The organism is Brevibacterium sp. CSND-B09 (genome assembly GCF_052906525.1).
Window position 1 is genome coordinate 2,531,453 of record NZ_JBREGI010000001.1, and the last position, 18,122, is coordinate 2,549,574.

Genomic DNA, 18,122 nt, shown 5'->3' on the forward strand with positions numbered 1-18,122 from the left:
GTCTCCACCGCGCCATCATGTCATGCCTCTCGTTGCTCGTCGTCCTGCTCGTGGGGATGCGACCGGAACCGCCGCCGGAAGAAAACAGTTGACGCAGATCACACCCTCGTCCTATGCTCAGATTAATGGTCTGACCTCATAAAGGCCATACTGAAAGTTCTGATCGTTCGAGTTCGGAGCGCGTTCACAGGGGAACGGACCCGATGTGGGCAGGCCCGGCCGATTTGGAGAAGCCATGTACACACCTGAAATCGCACCGGTGGCCGACAGCCTGCTGTGGACGTCCATGCTGGCGATCCTGCCGCTGTTGACGATCTTCGTCACCCTCGGCGCGCTCAAATGGAAGGCCCACTGGGCCGGACTGACCGCCGTCGGCGTCGCTCTCATCGTCGCGATCGCCGCCTACGGAATGCCGGTCGGACTCGCCGCGCTCTCGGCGACACAGGGGTTCGCCTTCGGACTGTTTCCGATCATGTGGATCGTCATCACCGCGATCTGGCTCTACGAGCTCACCGTGCGCTCGGGGCACTTCGAGGACCTGCGGTTGGTCATCAACGTCATCTCCGATGACCCGCGCATTCAGGCCATCATCGTCGCCTTCTGCTTCGGCGGCCTCCTCGAAGCGCTCGCCGGATTCGGCGCCCCGGTGGCGATCACCGGTGTCATGCTCGTCGCCGTCGGCTTCACCGCTATGCGAGCTGCCGTCGTCGTCCTCGTTGCCAACACCGCCCCCGTGGCCTTCGGCGCCATCGCCATCCCGATCATCACCGCCGGCACTCTGACGGGAATCGACTACCAGGACATCGGCGCCATGGTCGGTCACCAGACCCCGTTCCTCGCCGCAGTCGTGCCGCTCTTCCTCGTCCTGCTCGTCGACGGGCGTCGCGGGCTGAAGCAGATCTGGCCGCTGGCCCTCGTCGTGGGCATCGCCTTCGGCCTCGCCCAGTGGGTCTCCGCCACGTTCCTCTCCGTCGAACTCACCGACATCATCGCCTCCCTCGTCGGCCTCGCAGCCGTCGTCATCATGCTGCGCTTCTGGAAGCCGAAGGGCGGTCAGGACGCACTCGACCGCATGGCCGATGAGCGCGAACACGAAGGCGCCGATGCTCCCGATGCCGGCGGTGCCTCTGCTGCCGTTGCCACCGATGTGAAGAAGGAGACCGCGCCGCTGACCGGGTCCCGCGTCTTCCTCGCGCTCTTTCCCTATCTGCTCGTCATCGTCATCTTCTCCGTGGCCAAACTCGTGCCGGTACTCAACAACTGGCTGGCCTCGACCGATGTGAAGATCCCCTGGCCCGGACTGGATGGGAACATCCTCAACGCCGCTGGCGAAGTCTCGACGAGCACGGTCTACAACTTCCAATGGCTGTCTTCCCCGGGCACCCTGCTGCTCATCTCCGGCATCATCGTCGCGATCGTGTACAAGATGTCGGCGAAGGACGCCGTCGATGTCTTCATCGTCAACGTCGTGAAGATGAAGTTCTCGATCCTCACCGTCGGCTCCGTTCTCGCGCTGGCCTATGTCATGAACCTCTCGGGCCAGACGATCACCATCGGAACCTGGATCGCCGGCACCGGAGCCTTCTTCGCCTTCCTCTCGCCGATCCTCGGCTGGCTGGGCACTGCTGTGACCGGTTCGGACACCTCGGCGAACGCACTGTTCGCGACCCTGCAGCAGACCGCCGCACACGAGGCCGGGCTCAACCCGCTGCTGCTCGTCGGTGCCAACAGCTCAGGCGGTGTCCTCGGCAAGATGGTCAGCCCGCAGAACCTCACCATCGCGGCCACCGCCGTCGGCCTGCTCGGCAAGGAGGCTTCGATCCTCCGCCGCGTCATCGGCTGGTCCCTGGGCATGCTCGTCGCCATGTGTCTGCTCGTCGGACTCCAGTCGACGGTGCTGTCCTGGATGGTCCCCGGCTCCTGAGTCCGCGCGGCGCCGTCTCGCCGATCCGACCACCCGCACCAGCCACCCCCACTTCTCAACCACCGCCTAATCAAAGGAGCGAAAAACATGGTCAAGAGGCAGATTCCTCAGCCGGCCGAGATCTTCGAGCTGATGAAGTTCAAGAAGTTCGAACTCGACCCGAAGAAGCGCCGCTTGGAGAATGCGCTGACGATCGAGGACCTGCGCAAGATCGCGAAGCGTCGGACCCCGGCCGCGGCGTTCGACTACACGGATGGGGCCGCCGAGGGTGAGATCTCGATGGAGCGCTCGGTCCAGTCCTTCCGCGATATCGAGTTCCACCCCTCGATCCTCAAGGACGTCACGAACGTCGACACCTCGACCCAGATCATGGGTGGCAGCTCGGCCATGCCCTTCGGCATCGCGCCGACCGGCTTCACCCGACTCATGCAGACCGAGGGTGAGACCGCCGGCGCCGGAGCCGCCGGAGCTGCCGGCATCCCGTTCACGCTCTCGACGTTGGGCACGACGTCGATCGAGGACGTGAAGAAGACCAACCCGCATGGGCGAAATTGGTTCCAGCTCTATGTGATGAAGCAGCGCGACACCTCCTACGGCCTCGTCGAGCGGGCGAAGAACGCCGGGTTCGACACTCTCTTCTTCACCGTCGACGCCCCCGTCGCCGGTGCCCGACTGCGCGATACCCGCAACGGCTTCTCGATTCCACCGCAGCTGACCCCGCAGACGATCCTCAACGCCATCCCTCGTCCCTGGTGGTGGTGGGACTTCCTGACCACCCCGAAGCTCGAGTTCGCGTCCCTGTCGGAGACCGGCGGCACCGTCGGCGAGCTCCTCGATTCGGCGATGGACCCCTCCATCAACTTCGATGACCTCGCCGAGATCCGCGCCATGTGGCCCGGCAAATTCTCCGTCAAGGGCGTGCAGACGCTCGAGGATGCGAAAAAGCTCGCCGACCTCGGCGTCGATTCGATCGTCCTGTCCAACCACGGCGGGCGCCAGCTCGATCGCGCGCCCGTACCCTTCGAACTCCTCCCCGAGGTGGCTCGCGAGATCGGCAAGGACGTGGAGATCATCATCGACACCGGAATCCGCAACGGCGCCGACATCGTCGCGTCGTTGGCGCTGGGCGCGGACTTCACGCTCATCGGCCGCGCCTACCTCTTCGGCCTCATGGCCGGCGGTCGAGCAGGAGTGGACCGGACGATCGAGATCCTCGGCGAGCAGGTCGAGCGCACCATGCGCCTGCTCCAGGTCGCCGATGTCTCCGAGCTCAACCCGTCCCATGTGACCCAGCTGCGTCAATTCAACCGCGACGAGCGCGCGGAGATCATCAGCTCCCGCCCGGCCAAGGGCTGATTCGCCGAGGCGGCCCCGCGGAGGTCGATCCGACCACCGAGGCGGCCCCGCCAGGGTCGCCCAGATGGCTCCATAGGCAGAGAACGGACGGCCGGCAGCGAGAAGTATCGTCGCTGCCGGCCGTCCGTTTCGGGTTCAGGTGATCACTTGCCGAATTCGTCCTCGATGCGGTCGAGGACGTTCGTGGCGGAGTAGTAATCGAGGCGGAATGAGTCGAGGCCCATCGGGTAGACGGCATCGTTCTTCACCGCCGGTGTGCTCTCGACCAGCGAGTTCTTCGCATACGACGCGGCGGTCTTCTCGTTCGCGTTGAACAGGAACACGGATTCGCCGGTGACGGCCTTCGACAGGTTCTCACCGGTGACTTCGACGATATCGGCACGTTTGCCCATTTCTCCTTGGCCGGCCGTGCCTTCGGGGACCTCGGCGAGTTCGAAGCCGACCTCTTGGAGGAGCTTGCCTTGAGCGGATTCCGGTGTCCAGATGTTCGCGCTGGCCCCGGATCCTCCGCCCTTGGCCTTCTCGTTGAAGATCATGCCGGTGACCGGCTGCTTCGGGGCGTCGATGGCGGACTTGACCTCCTCGGCGCGGGAACCGAACTCGTCGTTGACCTTCTTCGCCTCATCCTCGTGGCCTGTGATCTCACCGAGCTTGGTGGTGACCTCCTGCCAGTCCTTGTCGCCGTAGTCGATGACGACGGTCGGAGCGATGTCGCTGAGCTGATCGTAGATGGCGTTCGCTGAGTCCTGGCCGGTCTTCGAGACCACGATGAGGTCAGGTTCCTCGGCGAGCACGGCCTCGACATCGGGGTCGCCCTGGTAGAGGGCCTTGACGTCCTTCTCCTTCGCGACGTCGCTCCACTGCGTGAAGAAGCCTTGATCGTCGGCAACGGGGGAATTTGGCATGGTGGCGCCGGAAGCGGTGACCGGTGCGTCGACGGCGAGGAGGCTGCCGGTGAGAGTCACCGAGGTGGAGACGATCGATTCGGGAGCTTCGTCGATGGTCACTTCGTGGCCGGCGTCGTCCGTGATCGTCAGGGGCCATTGACCGTCGGCGGCGGTGTCGCCATCGCCGGAGTCGGAAGAGCCGGACCCGCCGCAGGCGCTGAGGCTGAGAGCGGTGATGAGGGTGACTGCGGCAAATACGCGTGTACTGCCGGGTTTGACGCGGGACATAGGGGACCTTTCGAGAATGTTCGCTTGCGAAGATGAGCCTAACCTAAGTAGGCCCGGGAAACTGCATTCGTGGTGCGATTCAGCGGAAGGTGCGGCGTGTCGAGCGAAGTATCCACTTAGGGTAGGCTCATCTTCGTGAAATCGACTCTGATGAATCGGGCGGTTGCTGTGGCCGCCTCAGCTCTGACCATTGCCCTGCTCGCTGTCGGCTGTGCCGCCGAGGGTGACAAGGGCGCCGACGGGGACGCCGGAAACAAAGATGTTGCGACAGGAGGCGAGGCCTTCGGCACTGCTGATGAGGAGACTGCGAAGCTCGGCAGCGATGCCGAGGCCGGGGTCTTCCCGCGGACGGTCAAGCATGCGAATGGCACGACGGAGATCGAGAAGAAGCCCGAGCGCGTCGTCGTCCTCGACACGGGAGAGCTCGACGATGTCCTGTCGCTGGGCATCACACCCGTCGGCATGGTGACGACCGAAGGCGCCAGCCCGGTGCCGAGCTATCTCGAAGACCAGGTCAAGGGAGTCGAGACGGTCGGCACGATTCAGGAGCTTGATCTCGAGAAGATCGCCTCTCTCGAACCTGACCTCATCCTCGGCAGCCAGCTGCGCGCCGACAAACTCTATGACGAACTCGATTCCATTGCTCCGACGGTGTTCTCGATCCGTCCCGGGTTCCCGTGGAAGGAGAACTTCCGCCTCGTCGGTGAGGCGATGGGCATGGAAGACGAGACGACGAAGGAGCTTGAGGAATACGCTCACGAGGCTGGAGAACTCAAGGATTCCGTCGACGGCGACCCGACGATCTCGCTCGTGCGTTTCATGCCTGATCGCCTCCGCCTGTACGCGAATCAGTCGCTCATCGGAGTCATCCTCCACGATGCCGGGTTCAAGCGCCCGAAGAATCAGGACGTCGACGAGCTCGCTGTTGAGATCTCATCGGAGAACCTCGACCAGGCGGCCGGCGACTATGTCTTCTACACCAGCTATGGCGATCCGGAGGCGACCGGGGAGAAGAAGGCACTCGAGTCGAGCCAATGGAAGGGCCTCGATGCGGTCAAGGACGGCAAGGCCATCCGCGTCAATGACGATGTCTGGTTCCTCGGACTCGGTCCGACCGGGGCCGGCCAGATCCTCGATGATCTGGAGGACCACCTCGGCGAGTGATTCTCCGAGAGATTTCGCAGTGACGGCGAAGAAATCGCCTCTATGCTGACTCTCATCATCTGACTCGGAGAGGTCACCATGGGATCAGCAGCCGCTGCGAGAGGCGACGACGGGTTCGTTAAGGAACTCGACCGGAATTTCAAAGCGCGCGAAAGCGGCCCATCGGGCAGTGCTGGCGCGACTCCTCTCATTGTCGTCGCCGGGGTTCCCGGGGCAGGCAAGACCGAAGCGCTCACAGTATTACGACGTCGATCGCCTCGGGTGCGGTCGGCGGACCCGGAGGGCGTGCGATGTCAGCTGCGTCAGTGGATGCCGTGGTTGCCGTACGCGCTCGTTCGACCGATTCTCCACACGATCGCCCACCTCCGCGTGCTTGCGCTCATGCTCAACAAGGGCGGCGGACCGCTGGTCATCCATGATCCGGGCACCCGCCGATGGAGCCGCCGACTCATTGTGAGCCTTGCAGGAATTCTCGGATATCGACCGATGATCGTCTTCATCGATACGGATCGAGATTCCGCGCTTCGCGGTCAGGCGCAGCGGAAGAGGGTCGTGCGACGACGCGCTTTCGGCCGGCATTGGAGGCGCTGGGTCCAACTGCGCGAACGCATCCTTCGTGGTGACAGCCTCGGTGAGGGTGAGCCCTGGGATCGTGTGGTGCTGTCGCATCGGGACTCTGTTGTCGATGATGTTCTCGGCCTGCTCGATACCGCAGCGGCTGTAGGATCTCGTTACTCTTGTCAGAAGCTCACCGAGGTGACCTTGGACATGACAACTTGAGGAGACCACTTTCGTCTCACTAAGTTGTCATTTTCTTCCAGTACCTACCACAGAGTGGATGAAAGCCTAAAGATGAGCTATCGCGGTGCAACATTGCGTAAAAGAGTGAGCGCCCGCTTTGCGGTCAAGTCGCTCGGGTAAAGTCATATCACCTACGAGTGTTCGACGACGAGCAGGATCCGCCTACTGTCAAGGGAGCTTGGATTGACCAGGTCCACGCTCGTCAGCGATCTCAATGTCTGACCTCTGCCTGCCAACATCAGGGCTCACAGGCGGTGGAAGTGCATCCGATCTCATTTAACCTGTAATCATGCCATGAAAGTCATACGACGTTCGCACACTGAGGGCGAAAGCCATCTCCTCGCTGCGGACTGGCGTCACAGCGTTCAACGCACTGGAAAACAATGGAAGAGTGACCACAGTCTTGATCCATCTTAAGCATTGTTTCGAAATGCTCCTCGAAGCAGCGCTGCTCGCTACTGGAGACAAGAATGTCTTTGACAAAGGGAAACGAGTAGCCACAGATTGAACCGTCCTTAGTTTGATTGAGGGTGTGACAGATATCCGGAAGGACGGCCCTTTTACCGAACCCGAAGGATCCTACCGAGCTCCACGCGCGTACCACACGGTTGGCGGTGGAAGCTCGCCGAGACCCTGCGATGCGCAACGGCGCGATCGCTCGGATCGCTGAACAGACCGGTGTCCACAAGGAAGCTCTCCAGACGTGGGTCAAGCGCGCTGAAGATGACGATCTGCCCACGACGCCGATCGACTCCACAGCTCGGATCCGGCAACTGGAGGCTGAGAATCGGGGGCTGAAGAAGACGAACGAGATCCTCCGGTCAGCGACCGCGTACTTCGGCAAGGCGGAGTTCGACCGCCTACGGAAGTGATCGTCGCTTTCCTCGACGAGCACAAAGACCTATAGGGCACTGCGCTACACACGACCAATGACCCTGAAGCCGAAGCGGCCGGCATCCGTGAAGTCGACTTGGAGATAAAGTTCTACATGGGAAAATATGACCTGGCCGACAAATCAAACGTTAACCGCACCCGAGCCACAGCTCTGCGCAGGCACTTGGGACTAGACAATGACGACGACCATTTTTCGCACCTCTTTCGACTAGGTACCCAGAAAACGTTGCGACACTCGGACAACGCGCTACGAGCGATGCGAGATGCGCTACGCCAAGTTGATATAGAGAGGGTCTGGGCAGCGCACCGTCCTATCTCAGCAAAAGTAGCCGACAGTCTTCCTGCATGTGACCAACCAGGCAGCGCCCAGTAGGTAAAAGTAAGGAACTACGCTCTGATCGCCCCAGAAGGGGCCGGAAGACCCGCATTGTTTGACTGTGGAGCTTCAGCCAGCATCGCGATCTACCATCAGGTCCGCGACGACCGGCGCGAGTGCGACACCCAGGGCGTGGTGCTGGTCGGCGTCGAGATGCACGCCGTCGTGCTTGCTGCTGGTGGTGATCGTGTTCGAGTCGAAAAAGACGCAGTCGGTGTCTTCGCTGACCTGTCGAATTGCCTGCGCGAGACCCTGTGCGGCGATATCCCCGCCCGCGAACTTCGGGCCGATCGGTCCTCGAGGGTTGTCAAGCTGCGGGGGCGCGATGACGAGAATCGGCGGGGTAGGCATCCCGGGCTCGATCGGCGCTGTCCTGATCGCGTTGATGAGCGCTGCGATGCCCATCGCGGAGTGCCAGGGTTTGTGCTGGTGCATGGATTGGAAGTCGTTCGTGCCGAGTAGGAGAATCACGAGGTCGAGAGGGGATTGCGATTCTATGACCTGTTGGATGCTGCTGAGGGCGTTCCGCCCAGGTTTGTATGGGTCGTCGAAGGCGGTGCGACGCCCGTTGAGACAATCCTCCGTCAGCCGGATGCGACCGTCCCTTCCCGCGTTGAGCGCGGCGTGCAGGACTCCGGGCCAGCGCTCTTCGAAGGGAAGTCGCTGCCGAGTCGTCGGGACTATGCCCCAGGTCAGCGAGTCCGAGTACACAAGGATGTGCTTCGTCGTTGGCATCTTGTCTCCTTTGCGTTGCCGTCGTTCTCTTTACGCGTTCACGGGTCCGGAAGGAGGATCGTGGCGAGGTTGACGCGTTGCTGACCGTCCTCCCGTTCCGTCAGGTAAGGGGCCAGTAGCTCGGCGAGGCTGGACTGGATCGTGGCGAGATCCTCCCTGTTCACGTACAAGGGCGTTCGCGCGAAACCGACCAACTCACGGGCTTCGGGAGAACCCGCGCTGAGGAAACGATCGAAGTCACCCGTGACGTCTCCCAAGAAAGTCAGGAAGGCTGTGTTTAGCTGCGCGCTGCTCATCGCAGAAAGCTCGGCGTGGTCAATCGCTGCCATCCGGTCCCCTAGCGCCAAGGTTCGCTCGATCGCGCCACGAGATCTGCGCTCATCGACCACGGCGACAACCTCGGCATCGAGGAGGGCCGCTACATGTCGATAGAGCGTGGCCTGCGGGATATCCGGGAGCGCCTCGCGCAACTGTGCCGTCGTGCGGTTGCGACCACCCAGCTGCTGGATGATCCGTAATCGCACGGGGTGCAGCACGACCTCTGCCAGAGCAGTCTTGTCCGGCACCTTGACTCCTCACTGTTATCATTATGATAATGTTCTCGTTACGATTCTATTCTAGCGACCAGGAGAGAACGATGACGAACATCACGTACGACCAAACGGGAGTACACGTGCAGTTTCCCGGCTGGGAGGCGACGATGACGGGCTTGCCGAAGCTGTCAGTTCCGAGGGCGGCGATCCGTGGTGTAACGAGCGAGCCGGGATGGACTTCCGAGATCCTCGGGATGAAATCCGGTCTCGTCATCTCTGGCTACCGCAAGCTGGGCACGTTCAGACACCCTTCGGGAGTGCGGCGCCTAGTCTCGATGAAGCGCGGTCACCCGCTGCTGCGGATCGCCGTCGACCGGGCCGCCGTCGGGTTCGACGAGGTCCTCCTGAGCACCGATGCTGCAGAGTCGATCGCGGCAGACCTCCGATCGGACGTGCACTCTTGAACGCTGCGATCGAGGTAGAGGCGCTCTCAAAACGGTTCGGGGCAGTCGTTGCGCTCGAAGATGTCACCTTGAAGGTCGAGTACGGGCGCGTCGTCGGGTTCCTCGGGCCCAATGGGGCAGGGAAATCGACGCTCATGCGCGCACTGCTCGGCCTAGTTCGCTCCGACAGCGGTGAGGCTCACATTGCTGGCCTTCCGTATGCCCACCTGCCTGCGCCCGCAAAGACCGTGGGCGCGGTCCTGGACATTGCCTCAGCGCATCCACGCATGACGGCACGCGCTCACCTTCACACGTACGCGGCACTCGGAGGAATGGACCGGTCGCGGGTCGACACCGTGTTATCCCTCGTGGGGGCGCAGTCGTACGCCGATCGTCGGATCGGCACCTTCTCCACCGGGATGCGCCAGCGCCTCGCGCTGGCCACCGCGATGCTCGGCGACCCGGACATCCTCGTGCTCGATGAGCCGTCGAACGGTCTCGACCCAAGCGGAAGCGCCTGGCTCCGCACATTCCTGCGCGAGTTCGCCGATGCTGACGGCGCGCCGTACTGCTCTCCAGCCATGTGCTCAACGAGGTTGAGCACACGATCGACGACGTCATCCTCATCGACCGAGGCCGCACCGTCTGGGCGGGCGCACTCGAACGACTCGTAGCGCAAGATGCTCCCCTCGAAGAAGCCTTCCTGCGCCTCACGCAGAAAGGACTCCTCCTGTGAATGCCGTCTATGGCGAAGTCGCGCGACTGAGCGGCACCGGAGTAGCACTGCGGTCGACACTGGTTGCGCTCGCGTGTGGTGGCGGATTGCCGCTTCTCCTTGCGCTCACCGGACCGCAGAACGCCCAGCCTCCCATGCCGGACATCGACACCCCCGAAGGCGTTGGATTCGTGCTCGGCATCGGAACCGTGCTTCTGTTCGTCCCCGCGCTGATCGGGACCATCGCGATCACAAACGAGTATCGACACCGCACGATCGGCACGACGTTCCTCGTCGTTCCTCGTCGGGGTCGAGTACTCACAGCCAAGCTCGCCGTGTACACAGCGCTGGGCATTGTCTACGGAATGGTCGCATCCCTGTCGGCCTTCCTCGCCCTGATCGTCGCAACATGGATGCGCGGTGTACCGCTGGGCGTCAATGTGGTGAATCTGGTACCGGCACTCATACAGCTCAGCCTCGCCGCTGCCGCCTACATGCTGCTTGGAGTAGGGATCGGCGCGTTGGCGCGTTCACCCTTCGTCGCGATCGGCGTCGTGCTCGGCTACTTCCTATTCGTCGAGTACGTCCTGATGATGGTTCCCGGCGTCAATGCGATCTACCCGTTCCTGCCGGGCGGCGCGACGGCATCGCTGACGAGTTTCGACTTCCTCACCGGCGCGATCGCGAGCCAGACAGCGCTGACGCCTGCGACGATGGTCTCACCTGTGCTCGGCGCTGCGATCCTCGTGGCATACGCGGTCATCGCGGCGATTCTCGCCATCTTCGTTCCCCTTCGGCGAGACCTGAGGTGAACGGATCCAGGGTCTCGCCGAACGGGAGCCTCTATGGCTGCACATACGCGCTCGCGTAGTCCTCACTGGGAGCCACGGGCTGGATGATGTCGAGCAGCACACCATCGGGGGCAGCAATGATGAAGTGCCGCTGACCGAAGTCCTCGTCGCGAAGCGGTAACACCACGTTCACCTCTGTTCTGCCGGCCAGCTGCTTGTGGACGGCATCGACGTCGCTGACTTCGAGGTTGACGATCACTCCTCGGGGAAGTTCACGGTATCCGGCCGGCACCGTGGAGTGATCGTGAGCCAAGATCGCCAGCTCGAACTCGCCTAAGCGCAAGCTGACATACCAGTCGGATTCAAAGGTCGTCTCAAAACCGATGAAGTCGCGGTAGAAGGACGCCGCGGCGTCGACATCGCGAGACATGAGCACGGGATAGAGGCTGGTGACGGACATTGCACTCCTTTACGTACGATATGCATGTAACGAAGCCAGCATACATACACACTGTACGTAAAGGAAGAGGACCATGCCCCGCGCCTCCGCAGCCGACGCCGCCCAGACAGCCCAACGCATCCTCGATTCCGCGAAGGAACTCTTATCAGCGCGAGGCTTCAGCGAAGTCTCCGTCGATGACGTCGCCCGGGACGCCGGGGTCACACGGGGGGCGGTCTACCACCACTACCGGAACAAGGTCGCGCTGTTCGGCGAAGTCGCCGCCCGACTCCAAGCCGACGTCGCACGAGCTGTCGTCGCGGCAGCCGAGAATGCAGACCCGCAGCCTCACGAACAGCTCAAGGCCGGGTCGCACGCATTCCTCGATGCGATCACGAACGGAGCCGCCATGCGCATCCTGCTCATCGATTCACCAGCAGTGACCGGCTGGCAGGAATGGCGCCGACTTGACGCAGAGAATTCGGCGACGCATCTGCGAGAGGCACTACGTGAGGCAGGAGTTGCAGAAGACATCCTCGATGCGTCGACCGCGCAACTCTCCGGCGCGATGAACGAAGCAGCCCTGTGGACAGCCCAACAGAACGACATCGACCTGGCTCGTCGACAGTCTCATCAGGCCCTTGACAGACTGCTCGCGGCCTACGTGTCATAGAGCCGACTCTGGAGCATGGGAGAGTTTTCCAGAGATTCGCACGATGTCGAGGAGGTCGCGCGCGTCGAGCCGATCGGCGAAGCGGCGGCACACGGATTCCAAGTGCACGGCAGTCGCTCCACGAAGGGCGTCGAGACCGAGGGGGGCGAGTACGAGCAGACAGCCGCGACCGTCTGCCGGGTCGGGATCACGGCGAATCAGCTCTCGCGCTTCCATCCTGCCGGCGTGACGCGAGAGCCTGCTCCGCGACCACCCCATCTTCTGCGCTTGGGCATGCAGTGTGCTCGTCATCTCCGGCGCTTCGACCAGGGTGCTGAGCACCTCGTAGTCGGGCTCCGAGAGACCCGACGCTGCAAGGTCGTGCACCACACCGGCCTGCACTGCGATCGTCATGCGACGAAACGCGCGCCAGGCGACTTCCTCATCCTCGTTCAACCACGGCGCCGCGGACCCCATCCTTTTCGTTGACATGTAATCATTCTACGATCTATGCTCGTTTACATGTCAATAAAATCTCCTAGAGTCGTGATCCTCACGTGCAGCACCAGGCCAGGAGCTATGGGCCCGGCGGTTGCAGACTGGCTCCTGCGAACCCTCACCCCCGACGCCGACGCACTCGGCGTCGAGCTTCAGCATGTGTCGTTGCGCGATCTCGACCTCCCGTTCTTCGACGAGGAGGAACATCCTGCTGTTGGCGCCTACCGAAACCCGCACACCAAAGCGTGGAGCAAGATCGTCGACGAGGCGGATGGCTTCATCGCGGTCACGCCGGAATACAACTACGGCATGCCCGCGACGCTCAAGAACGCCCTCGACTACCTGAGCCAAGAATGGGCATGGAAGCCCATGGGGTTCGTGAGTTACGGCAACACCTCGGCAGGCACCCGATCCGTGCAGCACGCGAAACAGGTGATAACGACTCTTCGTCTCGTCCCACTCGGCTCGACCGTCGCCCTGCGCCTGAAAGACACGATCGATTCGACCGGGGTGCGCCCGGGCGCACAGCTGACCGCGTCAGCGAACAGCTTGCTGGAAGAGCTGATCAGACTAGCTCACGCGCTCAAGCCCATGCGGGAGGCTGCACGGCCCGGTAACGGAGTTGGGCCGCTGCCCGGTAGCTATACACGCCCGTTGACTCCCAACGACGCACCTCATGTACTGGTTCTGCAGCGATGCTGCTGGGTCGACGAGGCGTTGAGCAACGAAACACTAGACCTCACTCCGTTCACCGAGACCCTCGACGACGTGCAGGCCTGGCTCACCGACTGGGAGACGATCGGACTCTGGCTCCACGGTCGTCTCATCGGAATGGTTCGCGCTCGACGCGCATCGCGAACAGGGTGCATCGGCAGACTCGCCGTCGTTCCCGATCTCTACGGACGGGGAATCGGGCGCTGGCTCCTCCGGCACGCGACGGATGCTCTCGCCAGCTCCTGTGACCGGATAGAGCTCAGCACCGGATCGCGGAGCACGAAGAACATCCATCTGTACACGAGCGAAGGATTCGTCCAGCAAACCGAGAATCCCGAAGGAGCAGTCGACCTTGTCAAGCGTTTTTGAAGCGAGGTCCGGTGGACTGACATTCGGCTCCCTGCGAATGCACCTACGTGTCGTCGCCCGGTTGAGGCATCGGCAGGCTTTCGAGGAATGCTCTTGCTGCGGGGGTGGAGTTGAAGCTGCTCCACGCGAGGTACTCGATACGGGGTGGGGCCAGCTGTCACCGGGATCGTTCGAAGGTCGTTGCTGCCGGCGGGGATGACAGCTGGTGAGAGCAGGGCGATCACGAGGCCCTGCCTGACCAGGTCGACGATAAGGTCGGCGCTCATCGCTTCGAAGGCGACCTCGCGATGGACACCAGCGGCCTGGAATGCGAGGTCGGAGGGAACTCGGCCGGGTGTTCCCTCGGGAAAGTCCACGAACACTTCATCGGTCAAGTCTTCCAACCGTAGTCTGCGACGCCGAGCCAGTGAGTGTTCAGCGGCGACGACGACGATGAGCCGCTCCCTGGCAAGAACGCGCGCGTTCACGCCTTTCGGGGGTGCGTTGTCGGGCAGCCCGAGCACTGCGACGTCCATACGGCCCTCGCTGATCGCGGTGATGAACTCATCGCTACCGCCGCCTCGGAGCTTGATCCGCACCGCAGGGTGGGCGCGATGGAAACGCCCCAGTACAGTATGTATATCGATGGTGGTCACCGTCGGAATCACACCGATCGTGAGACTGCCTCGAATCTGCCCGTCCGCCTCCGCCGCCTCGGAGACCGCCCGTTCAGCCGCATCGAGACTCTCTCGTGCTCGTGCCAGGAATGCCTCGCCGGCGGCCGTGGTCTCAACCCTGCGGCTGGTGCGCGCGAACAACCTCACCCCGAGTTCGCGTTCGAGCGCCTTGATCTGGTGACTCAGAGCGGACTGCACCACGAGACACCGCTCTGCCGCGCGAGTGAAGCTGCGATCCTCGGCCACCGCGACCGCATACTGCATCTGCTGAAGCTCCACACTTCAATGATCCTTGTTCATCACTGGGATCACAACAATGTCCTGGACTCATGGGCATGCCGGACCCGACGATGTAACCATGAGCATCACGACCTCACCGCGCACGCCTCCAAGCGTGCAGGCAGAATCCACGAGCCAGGCCGTGTGGACGATACTGACTGCGCTCACCCCGATGGCCTGGGGCACCACCTACATCGTGACCACGCACCTACTGCCCGCAGGGCATCCTTTCTTCGCTGCGATGATGCGCTCGCTTCCCGCAGGTCTGCTCGCGCTCTTGATCGCGAGGCAGTTGCCGCTCGGTTCGTGGTGGTGGAAGAGCCTCGTGCTCGGCACCTTCAACATGGCCGCATTCTTCCCGCTGCTCTTCCTCGTAGCCCAGCATTTGCCAGGCGGAGAAGCAGCCACGCTGGGTGCGGCACAGCCCACCGTGATCGCGTTCCTCGCCGTGGCGATCCTGCACGAAAAGCTCTCGCTCTGGCGAGTCACGTGGAGCGTGCTCGGCATGATCGGCGTTGCGCTCGTCGTCCTCGGCCGGAACGCTGCGATATCACCTCTTGGTGTCCTCCCGGGCTTGGGCGGTGCCGTGTCGATGGGCATCGGAGTTGTGCTGACGAAGAAGTGGGGGCGCCCCGAAGGGGTCTCCGCAGTAGGTCTGGCCGGGTGGCAACTCACCGCGGCCGGTCTTGTCCTGCTGCTGCCGGCTCTGCTCATCGACGGCATTCCGCCCGGTATCGACGGTAAGGCCGTGCTGGGGTACGCCTGGCTGGGGCTGATCGGGGCGCTGCTGACCTACACCATCTGGTTCGCCGGCATCCGGCGTCTGCCCGTGACGGCAACCGCCCTGCTCGGGTTGCTTTCCCCGCTCGTCGCGGCGGGGCTCGGCGCCGCGATCGCAGGTGAAGCCTTGACCCCACTCCAACTTCTCGGCTTTGCCGCCGCACTCATCTCGATGGTCGCCGGTCAACTCCCGCCACCGAGCACGAAAGACCACGTCTGATCATGCGAGCCGCTGTATTCGGTGCGACCGGCAAGGTCGGGAGCGCTATCCTCACCGAAACGATTCACTGTCTGTTTGCGAGGGCCTGTCCGATGATTCGCGCGGCTTCGGGGAACGCGCTGGGGTTGGGTCCGGAGTAGTTCAGACGGAGATAGCGGCCGGTTGGCTCGGCGGGGAACCAATCGTCGCCTGCTGCGATGATGACCCCACGAGCTTCGCATTCTCGGGCAAGCTGGAGCAGGTTCGTGTCGTCGGGCAGTCGCAGCCAGAGGTTCAGGCCGCCGTACGGTACGGCGTCCAGGCACGCCGCCGAAGCGTGCTCGTGGAGCGCGTCGACGAGGAGATCGCGGCGGGTGGCGAGCTGTTGCCTGAGTGAGCGCAGGTGCGTGCGCCAAGCCGGTTGCGTGACCACATCGACCGCGATGGCTTGTAGGGCGGAGCTGACGTACATCTCCTGGGCCTGCGTGTCCGCGAGGATGCGATCACGGGCAGGGCCGCGCGCGATCAGGCCCGCGACCCGGACTGATGGAGAGACACTTTTGGTGAGTGAGCGGATGTAGACGACGTGACCGCTGTCGTCACGGGCGGCGATGGGGACAGAATCGGTAGTGATGCCGAAGTCGTGCGCCCAGTCGTCCTCAATGAGGAACGCGCCGCGCTCGCGCACGATCCCGAGCACCGCGTCACCCAGTTTCGCCGACCACTGGCCGCCGGTGGGGTTGGCGAAGTTTGGTTGCGCGTAGAACGCGCGTGCCCCGGTCTGCGCGAAGGCGCGGTCGAGGTCGTCGGGGTTCGGGCCGTGCGGCCCGGACGGGATGGGTACGAGTTGCACGCCGACCTGCGCGGCGGCGAGCATCGCCCCCCAGTAGCTCGGTGACTCGATGAGTAGTGGTCGTCCCGCACCGACAAGGGTGCGGAAGAGAGTGCTGAGGCCACTCTGGCTACCCGGCACGATTACTACATCCCTTGCGGCCGGGGCGGTGAGATCCGTGGGAGTGATCGCGCCGAGTTCAGCGGCGAACCAGGATTGCAGCTCGGGCAGGCCTGCAGCGGGCGGGCGGCTCACCGCCGCCTCGCTGCGTGCAGCGCGAGCGAACGCGGCCCGTACCAGACGTTCGGGCAGCAGCTCCCTGTCGGGGTAGCCCGAATGCAGGGCGATCACATCGTTCGGCGTTGTGCGCAGCGCCACCGACGAGGCCGGGATGCGGTGCTGCGGGGAGCCGAGCGCTGCCGTCTGCCAGCCGTAGTCGTTCGGACGGACCTCCCGGACCCTGCGCACGAACGTGCCGACGCCCGGCCGCGACTCAATCACTCCCTGACCGATGAGGGTGCGCAGTGCCTTCTGCACCGTCACCGGGCTGGCCTCGAATCGCGCGACAAGCTGCCGCGTCGACGGAAGCTGTGCGCCCGCAGGAGCGACCGCGAGCCACTCGCCAAGTGCCGACACGATGCGGTCACTGCTACTATTAATCATGAATCACAACAATAGCGCTATTGTATATTCTGTCAAACTGCTACCAGTATCCCGTTCCGGCCTGTGGTGGGGGCTGCTCGGCGTGACCGCATTCTCGTTCACCGTGCCGTTCACCAGGGTCGCGGTGGAGAACGGGCACATGTCGGCACTGTTCGTCGGGTCGGGCCGTGCGGTGATCGCGGCCGTGCTTGCCGCCTTCGCCCTCGGATTGACGCGGCAAAGACTCCCGCGAGGGAGGCAGTGGGTACAGGTCGCGGTGGTCGCGGGCGGCGCGGTGGTCGGGTTCCCGCTGCTGACGTCGTTTGCCCTCGAGACAGCGCGCGCGAGCCACGGGGCTGTGGTGATCGCGCTGCTGCCCGCAGCGACGGCGGTGATTGCGGCGCTGCGCACGGGGGAACGACCCGCACGCTCGTTCTGGGTCGCCGCCGCGTTTGGTGCTGTCGCTGCGGTGGTATTCGCCGTGATCCAAGGTGGCGGTTTCGGCGGGCTGCACTTCTCCGACCTGCTACTGTTCGCCGCCGTCGTCGTTTGCGCGGTCGGCTACGCGGAAGGCGGATTGCTCTCGCGCAGCTTGGGGTCGTGGCAGACAATCTCGTGGGCGCTTGTGCTCGCCTCACCGCTGATGATTCTACTGACCGGCATCGCCATGGTGCAGCAGCCTCACATGGGCACCCTCGTGGAGTGGGGCGCGTTCGCGTACCTCGCGGTGGTGAGCATGTTCCTCGGGTTCTTCGCCTGGTATCGTGGCCTCGCCATCGGACCGATGGCAGAAGTCAGCCAGGTGCAGCTCACTCAACCGGTGATGAACATCCTCTGGGCAGGCCTGCTGCTGGGCGAGCACATCGGCTGGCAGACCGTTACCGGCGGCATCGCCGTGATCGGCTGCGCACTGCTTGCAGTTCGCGCCCGCAACCGAGGAAAGCAGGCAGGTGTACGAGACACACTCCGCGCTAACTGATGATTGATCTCGGAGAAGTTACGGGCTGATCCGTGGCAACCCGCAGGTTCGGTGGGCCCGTAGCGGTTGCACCAGATTCGCAGCGTCTCGCCGCCGACACCGAACCGCGGGGTGAGCGCACGATTCGACTGCGAGCGGGGCCGGGCACTCGTAGACCATGCGCATGGTGCGATATC

The 18,122-nt window shown here is 63.3% G+C and carries 17 protein-coding genes and 3 pseudogenes; 13 read left to right on the forward strand and 7 right to left on the reverse strand.

Annotated elements, in window-relative coordinates; all coding sequences use genetic code 11:
- Positions 1-235 precede the first annotated feature (235 nt).
- A complete protein-coding gene (locus tag ACU4IU_RS11305) occupies positions 236-1,924 on the forward strand; it encodes an L-lactate permease (protein ID WP_259357297.1) in 1,689 nt (562 codons plus the stop codon).
- A gap of 87 nt (positions 1,925-2,011) precedes the next feature.
- Positions 2,012-3,280, forward strand: a complete 1,269-nt coding sequence (locus ACU4IU_RS11310; protein WP_446656773.1) for an alpha-hydroxy acid oxidase — start codon at positions 2,012-2,014, stop codon at positions 3,278-3,280.
- Positions 3,281-3,423: 143 nt separating this feature from the next.
- On the opposite strand, the gene fepB is transcribed toward ACU4IU_RS11310, so the two are convergent.
- Positions 3,424-4,455: a Fe2+-enterobactin ABC transporter substrate-binding protein gene (gene fepB, locus ACU4IU_RS11315; RefSeq protein ID WP_446656774.1), complete on the reverse strand. Its 1,032-nt coding sequence runs from the start codon at positions 4,453-4,455 to the stop codon at positions 3,424-3,426.
- A gap of 135 nt (positions 4,456-4,590) precedes the next feature.
- Between fepB and ACU4IU_RS11320 the strand changes: the two genes are divergently transcribed.
- From ACU4IU_RS11320 to ACU4IU_RS11335, 4 genes and pseudogenes are all read left to right on the forward strand, one after another.
- A complete protein-coding gene (locus ACU4IU_RS11320; protein ID WP_446656775.1) occupies positions 4,591-5,619 on the forward strand; it encodes an ABC transporter substrate-binding protein in 1,029 nt (342 codons plus the stop codon).
- Between the two features lie 78 nt (positions 5,620-5,697).
- Positions 5,698-6,399, forward strand: coding sequence for an AAA family ATPase (locus ACU4IU_RS11325; protein ID WP_446656776.1), 702 nt, complete (start codon positions 5,698-5,700; stop codon positions 6,397-6,399).
- Between the two features lie 659 nt (positions 6,400-7,058).
- Positions 7,059-7,169 (forward strand): annotated as a pseudogene (locus ACU4IU_RS11330) (hypothetical protein); the annotation flags it as partial.
- 9 nt (positions 7,170-7,178) lie between these two features.
- A pseudogene (locus ACU4IU_RS11335) lies at positions 7,179-7,321 on the forward strand (IS3 family transposase); the annotation flags it as partial.
- 438 nt (positions 7,322-7,759) lie between these two features.
- Here ACU4IU_RS11335 and ACU4IU_RS11340 read toward each other — a convergent pair.
- The gene (locus tag ACU4IU_RS11340; protein WP_446656777.1) at positions 7,760-8,425 is read right to left on the reverse strand and encodes an SGNH/GDSL hydrolase family protein; all 666 of its coding nucleotides are present in this window, start codon (positions 8,423-8,425) and stop codon (positions 7,760-7,762) included.
- A 38-nt stretch (positions 8,426-8,463) separates the two neighbouring features.
- Positions 8,464-8,991 (reverse strand): helix-turn-helix domain-containing protein, encoded by a 528-nt coding sequence (locus ACU4IU_RS11345; RefSeq protein WP_446656778.1) that lies wholly within the window; start codon positions 8,989-8,991, stop codon positions 8,464-8,466.
- A gap of 71 nt (positions 8,992-9,062) precedes the next feature.
- Here ACU4IU_RS11345 and ACU4IU_RS11350 point away from each other — a divergent pair, with 71 nt between their 5' ends.
- The 3 genes from ACU4IU_RS11350 (at position 9,063) to ACU4IU_RS11360 (ending at position 10,928) form a co-directional block, all read left to right on the forward strand.
- The gene (locus tag ACU4IU_RS11350) at positions 9,063-9,422 is read left to right on the forward strand and encodes a hypothetical protein (RefSeq protein WP_446656779.1); all 360 of its coding nucleotides are present in this window, start codon (positions 9,063-9,065) and stop codon (positions 9,420-9,422) included.
- 68 nt (positions 9,423-9,490) lie between these two features.
- Complete coding sequence (locus tag ACU4IU_RS11355) at positions 9,491-10,075, forward strand: ABC transporter ATP-binding protein (RefSeq protein WP_248283888.1); 585 nt, start codon at positions 9,491-9,493, stop codon at positions 10,073-10,075.
- A gap of 58 nt (positions 10,076-10,133) precedes the next feature.
- The gene (locus tag ACU4IU_RS11360; RefSeq protein WP_139467928.1) at positions 10,134-10,928 is read left to right on the forward strand and encodes an ABC transporter permease subunit; all 795 of its coding nucleotides are present in this window, start codon (positions 10,134-10,136) and stop codon (positions 10,926-10,928) included.
- A gap of 31 nt (positions 10,929-10,959) precedes the next feature.
- Here ACU4IU_RS11360 and ACU4IU_RS11365 read toward each other — a convergent pair whose 3' ends face one another.
- A complete protein-coding gene (locus ACU4IU_RS11365; RefSeq protein ID WP_139467929.1) occupies positions 10,960-11,367 on the reverse strand; it encodes a VOC family protein in 408 nt (135 codons plus the stop codon).
- 73 nt (positions 11,368-11,440) lie between these two features.
- Here ACU4IU_RS11365 and ACU4IU_RS11370 point away from each other — a divergent pair, with 73 nt between their 5' ends.
- A complete protein-coding gene (locus tag ACU4IU_RS11370) occupies positions 11,441-12,019 on the forward strand; it encodes a TetR/AcrR family transcriptional regulator (protein WP_446656780.1) in 579 nt (192 codons plus the stop codon).
- Here the strand turns inward: ACU4IU_RS11370 and ACU4IU_RS11375 are convergent.
- A complete protein-coding gene (locus ACU4IU_RS11375; protein ID WP_139467931.1) occupies positions 12,014-12,490 on the reverse strand; it encodes a MarR family winged helix-turn-helix transcriptional regulator in 477 nt (158 codons plus the stop codon). The genes ACU4IU_RS11370 and ACU4IU_RS11375 overlap by 6 nt on opposite strands.
- Positions 12,491-12,520: 30 nt before the next feature.
- Here ACU4IU_RS11375 and ACU4IU_RS11380 point away from each other — a divergent pair, with 30 nt between their 5' ends.
- Positions 12,521-13,579 (forward strand): GNAT family N-acetyltransferase, encoded by a 1,059-nt coding sequence (locus ACU4IU_RS11380; RefSeq protein WP_446657596.1) that lies wholly within the window; start codon positions 12,521-12,523, stop codon positions 13,577-13,579.
- Positions 13,580-13,785: 206 nt separating this feature from the next.
- Here ACU4IU_RS11380 and ACU4IU_RS11385 read toward each other — a convergent pair.
- Positions 13,786-14,499 (reverse strand): annotated as a pseudogene (locus tag ACU4IU_RS11385) (LysR family transcriptional regulator); the annotation flags it as partial.
- A 94-nt stretch (positions 14,500-14,593) separates the two neighbouring features.
- Here ACU4IU_RS11385 and ACU4IU_RS11390 point away from each other — a divergent pair.
- Positions 14,594-15,514 carry an EamA family transporter gene (locus ACU4IU_RS11390; RefSeq protein WP_446656781.1) on the forward strand — a complete coding sequence of 307 codons (921 nt, stop codon included), beginning with the start codon at positions 14,594-14,596 and terminating at the stop codon, positions 15,512-15,514.
- Between the two features lie 64 nt (positions 15,515-15,578).
- Here ACU4IU_RS11390 and ACU4IU_RS11395 read toward each other — a convergent pair whose 3' ends face one another.
- On the reverse strand, positions 15,579-16,988 hold the full coding sequence (locus ACU4IU_RS11395) for an aminotransferase-like domain-containing protein (RefSeq protein ID WP_139467933.1): 1,410 nt from the start codon (positions 16,986-16,988) through the stop codon (positions 15,579-15,581).
- Here ACU4IU_RS11395 and ACU4IU_RS11400 point away from each other — a divergent pair.
- A complete protein-coding gene (locus tag ACU4IU_RS11400; protein ID WP_139467934.1) occupies positions 16,987-17,946 on the forward strand; it encodes a DMT family transporter in 960 nt (319 codons plus the stop codon). The genes ACU4IU_RS11395 and ACU4IU_RS11400 overlap by 2 nt on opposite strands.
- Positions 17,947-18,122: the final 176 nt, after the last annotated feature.

Excerpts from the sequence above, each read along its gene's own strand:
- ACU4IU_RS11305 (WP_259357297.1), top strand. The coding sequence starts at position 236 with ATGTACACACCTGAAATCGCACCGGTGGCCGACAGCCTGCTGTGGACG.
- ACU4IU_RS11310 (WP_446656773.1), top strand. The coding sequence starts at position 2,012 with ATGGTCAAGAGGCAGATTCCTCAGCCGGCCGAGATCTTCGAGCTGATG.
- fepB (WP_446656774.1), bottom strand. The coding sequence starts at position 4,455 with ATGTCCCGCGTCAAACCCGGCAGTACACGCGTATTTGCCGCAGTCACC.
- ACU4IU_RS11325 (WP_446656776.1), top strand. The coding sequence starts at position 5,698 with ATGGGATCAGCAGCCGCTGCGAGAGGCGACGACGGGTTCGTTAAGGAA.
- ACU4IU_RS11340 (WP_446656777.1), bottom strand. The coding sequence starts at position 8,425 with ATGCCAACGACGAAGCACATCCTTGTGTACTCGGACTCGCTGACCTGG.
- ACU4IU_RS11350 (WP_446656779.1), top strand. The coding sequence starts at position 9,063 with ATGACGAACATCACGTACGACCAAACGGGAGTACACGTGCAGTTTCCC.
- ACU4IU_RS11365 (WP_139467929.1), bottom strand. The coding sequence starts at position 11,367 with ATGTCCGTCACCAGCCTCTATCCCGTGCTCATGTCTCGCGATGTCGAC.
- ACU4IU_RS11370 (WP_446656780.1), top strand. The coding sequence starts at position 11,441 with ATGCCCCGCGCCTCCGCAGCCGACGCCGCCCAGACAGCCCAACGCATC.
- ACU4IU_RS11375 (WP_139467931.1), bottom strand. The coding sequence starts at position 12,490 with ATGTCAACGAAAAGGATGGGGTCCGCGGCGCCGTGGTTGAACGAGGAT.
- ACU4IU_RS11380 (WP_446657596.1), top strand. The coding sequence starts at position 12,521 with ATGTCAATAAAATCTCCTAGAGTCGTGATCCTCACGTGCAGCACCAGG.
- ACU4IU_RS11390 (WP_446656781.1), top strand. The coding sequence starts at position 14,594 with ATGAGCATCACGACCTCACCGCGCACGCCTCCAAGCGTGCAGGCAGAA.
- ACU4IU_RS11400 (WP_139467934.1), top strand. The coding sequence starts at position 16,987 with ATGAATCACAACAATAGCGCTATTGTATATTCTGTCAAACTGCTACCA.
- ACU4IU_RS11395 (WP_139467933.1), bottom strand. The coding sequence starts at position 16,988 with ATGATTAATAGTAGCAGTGACCGCATCGTGTCGGCACTTGGCGAGTGG.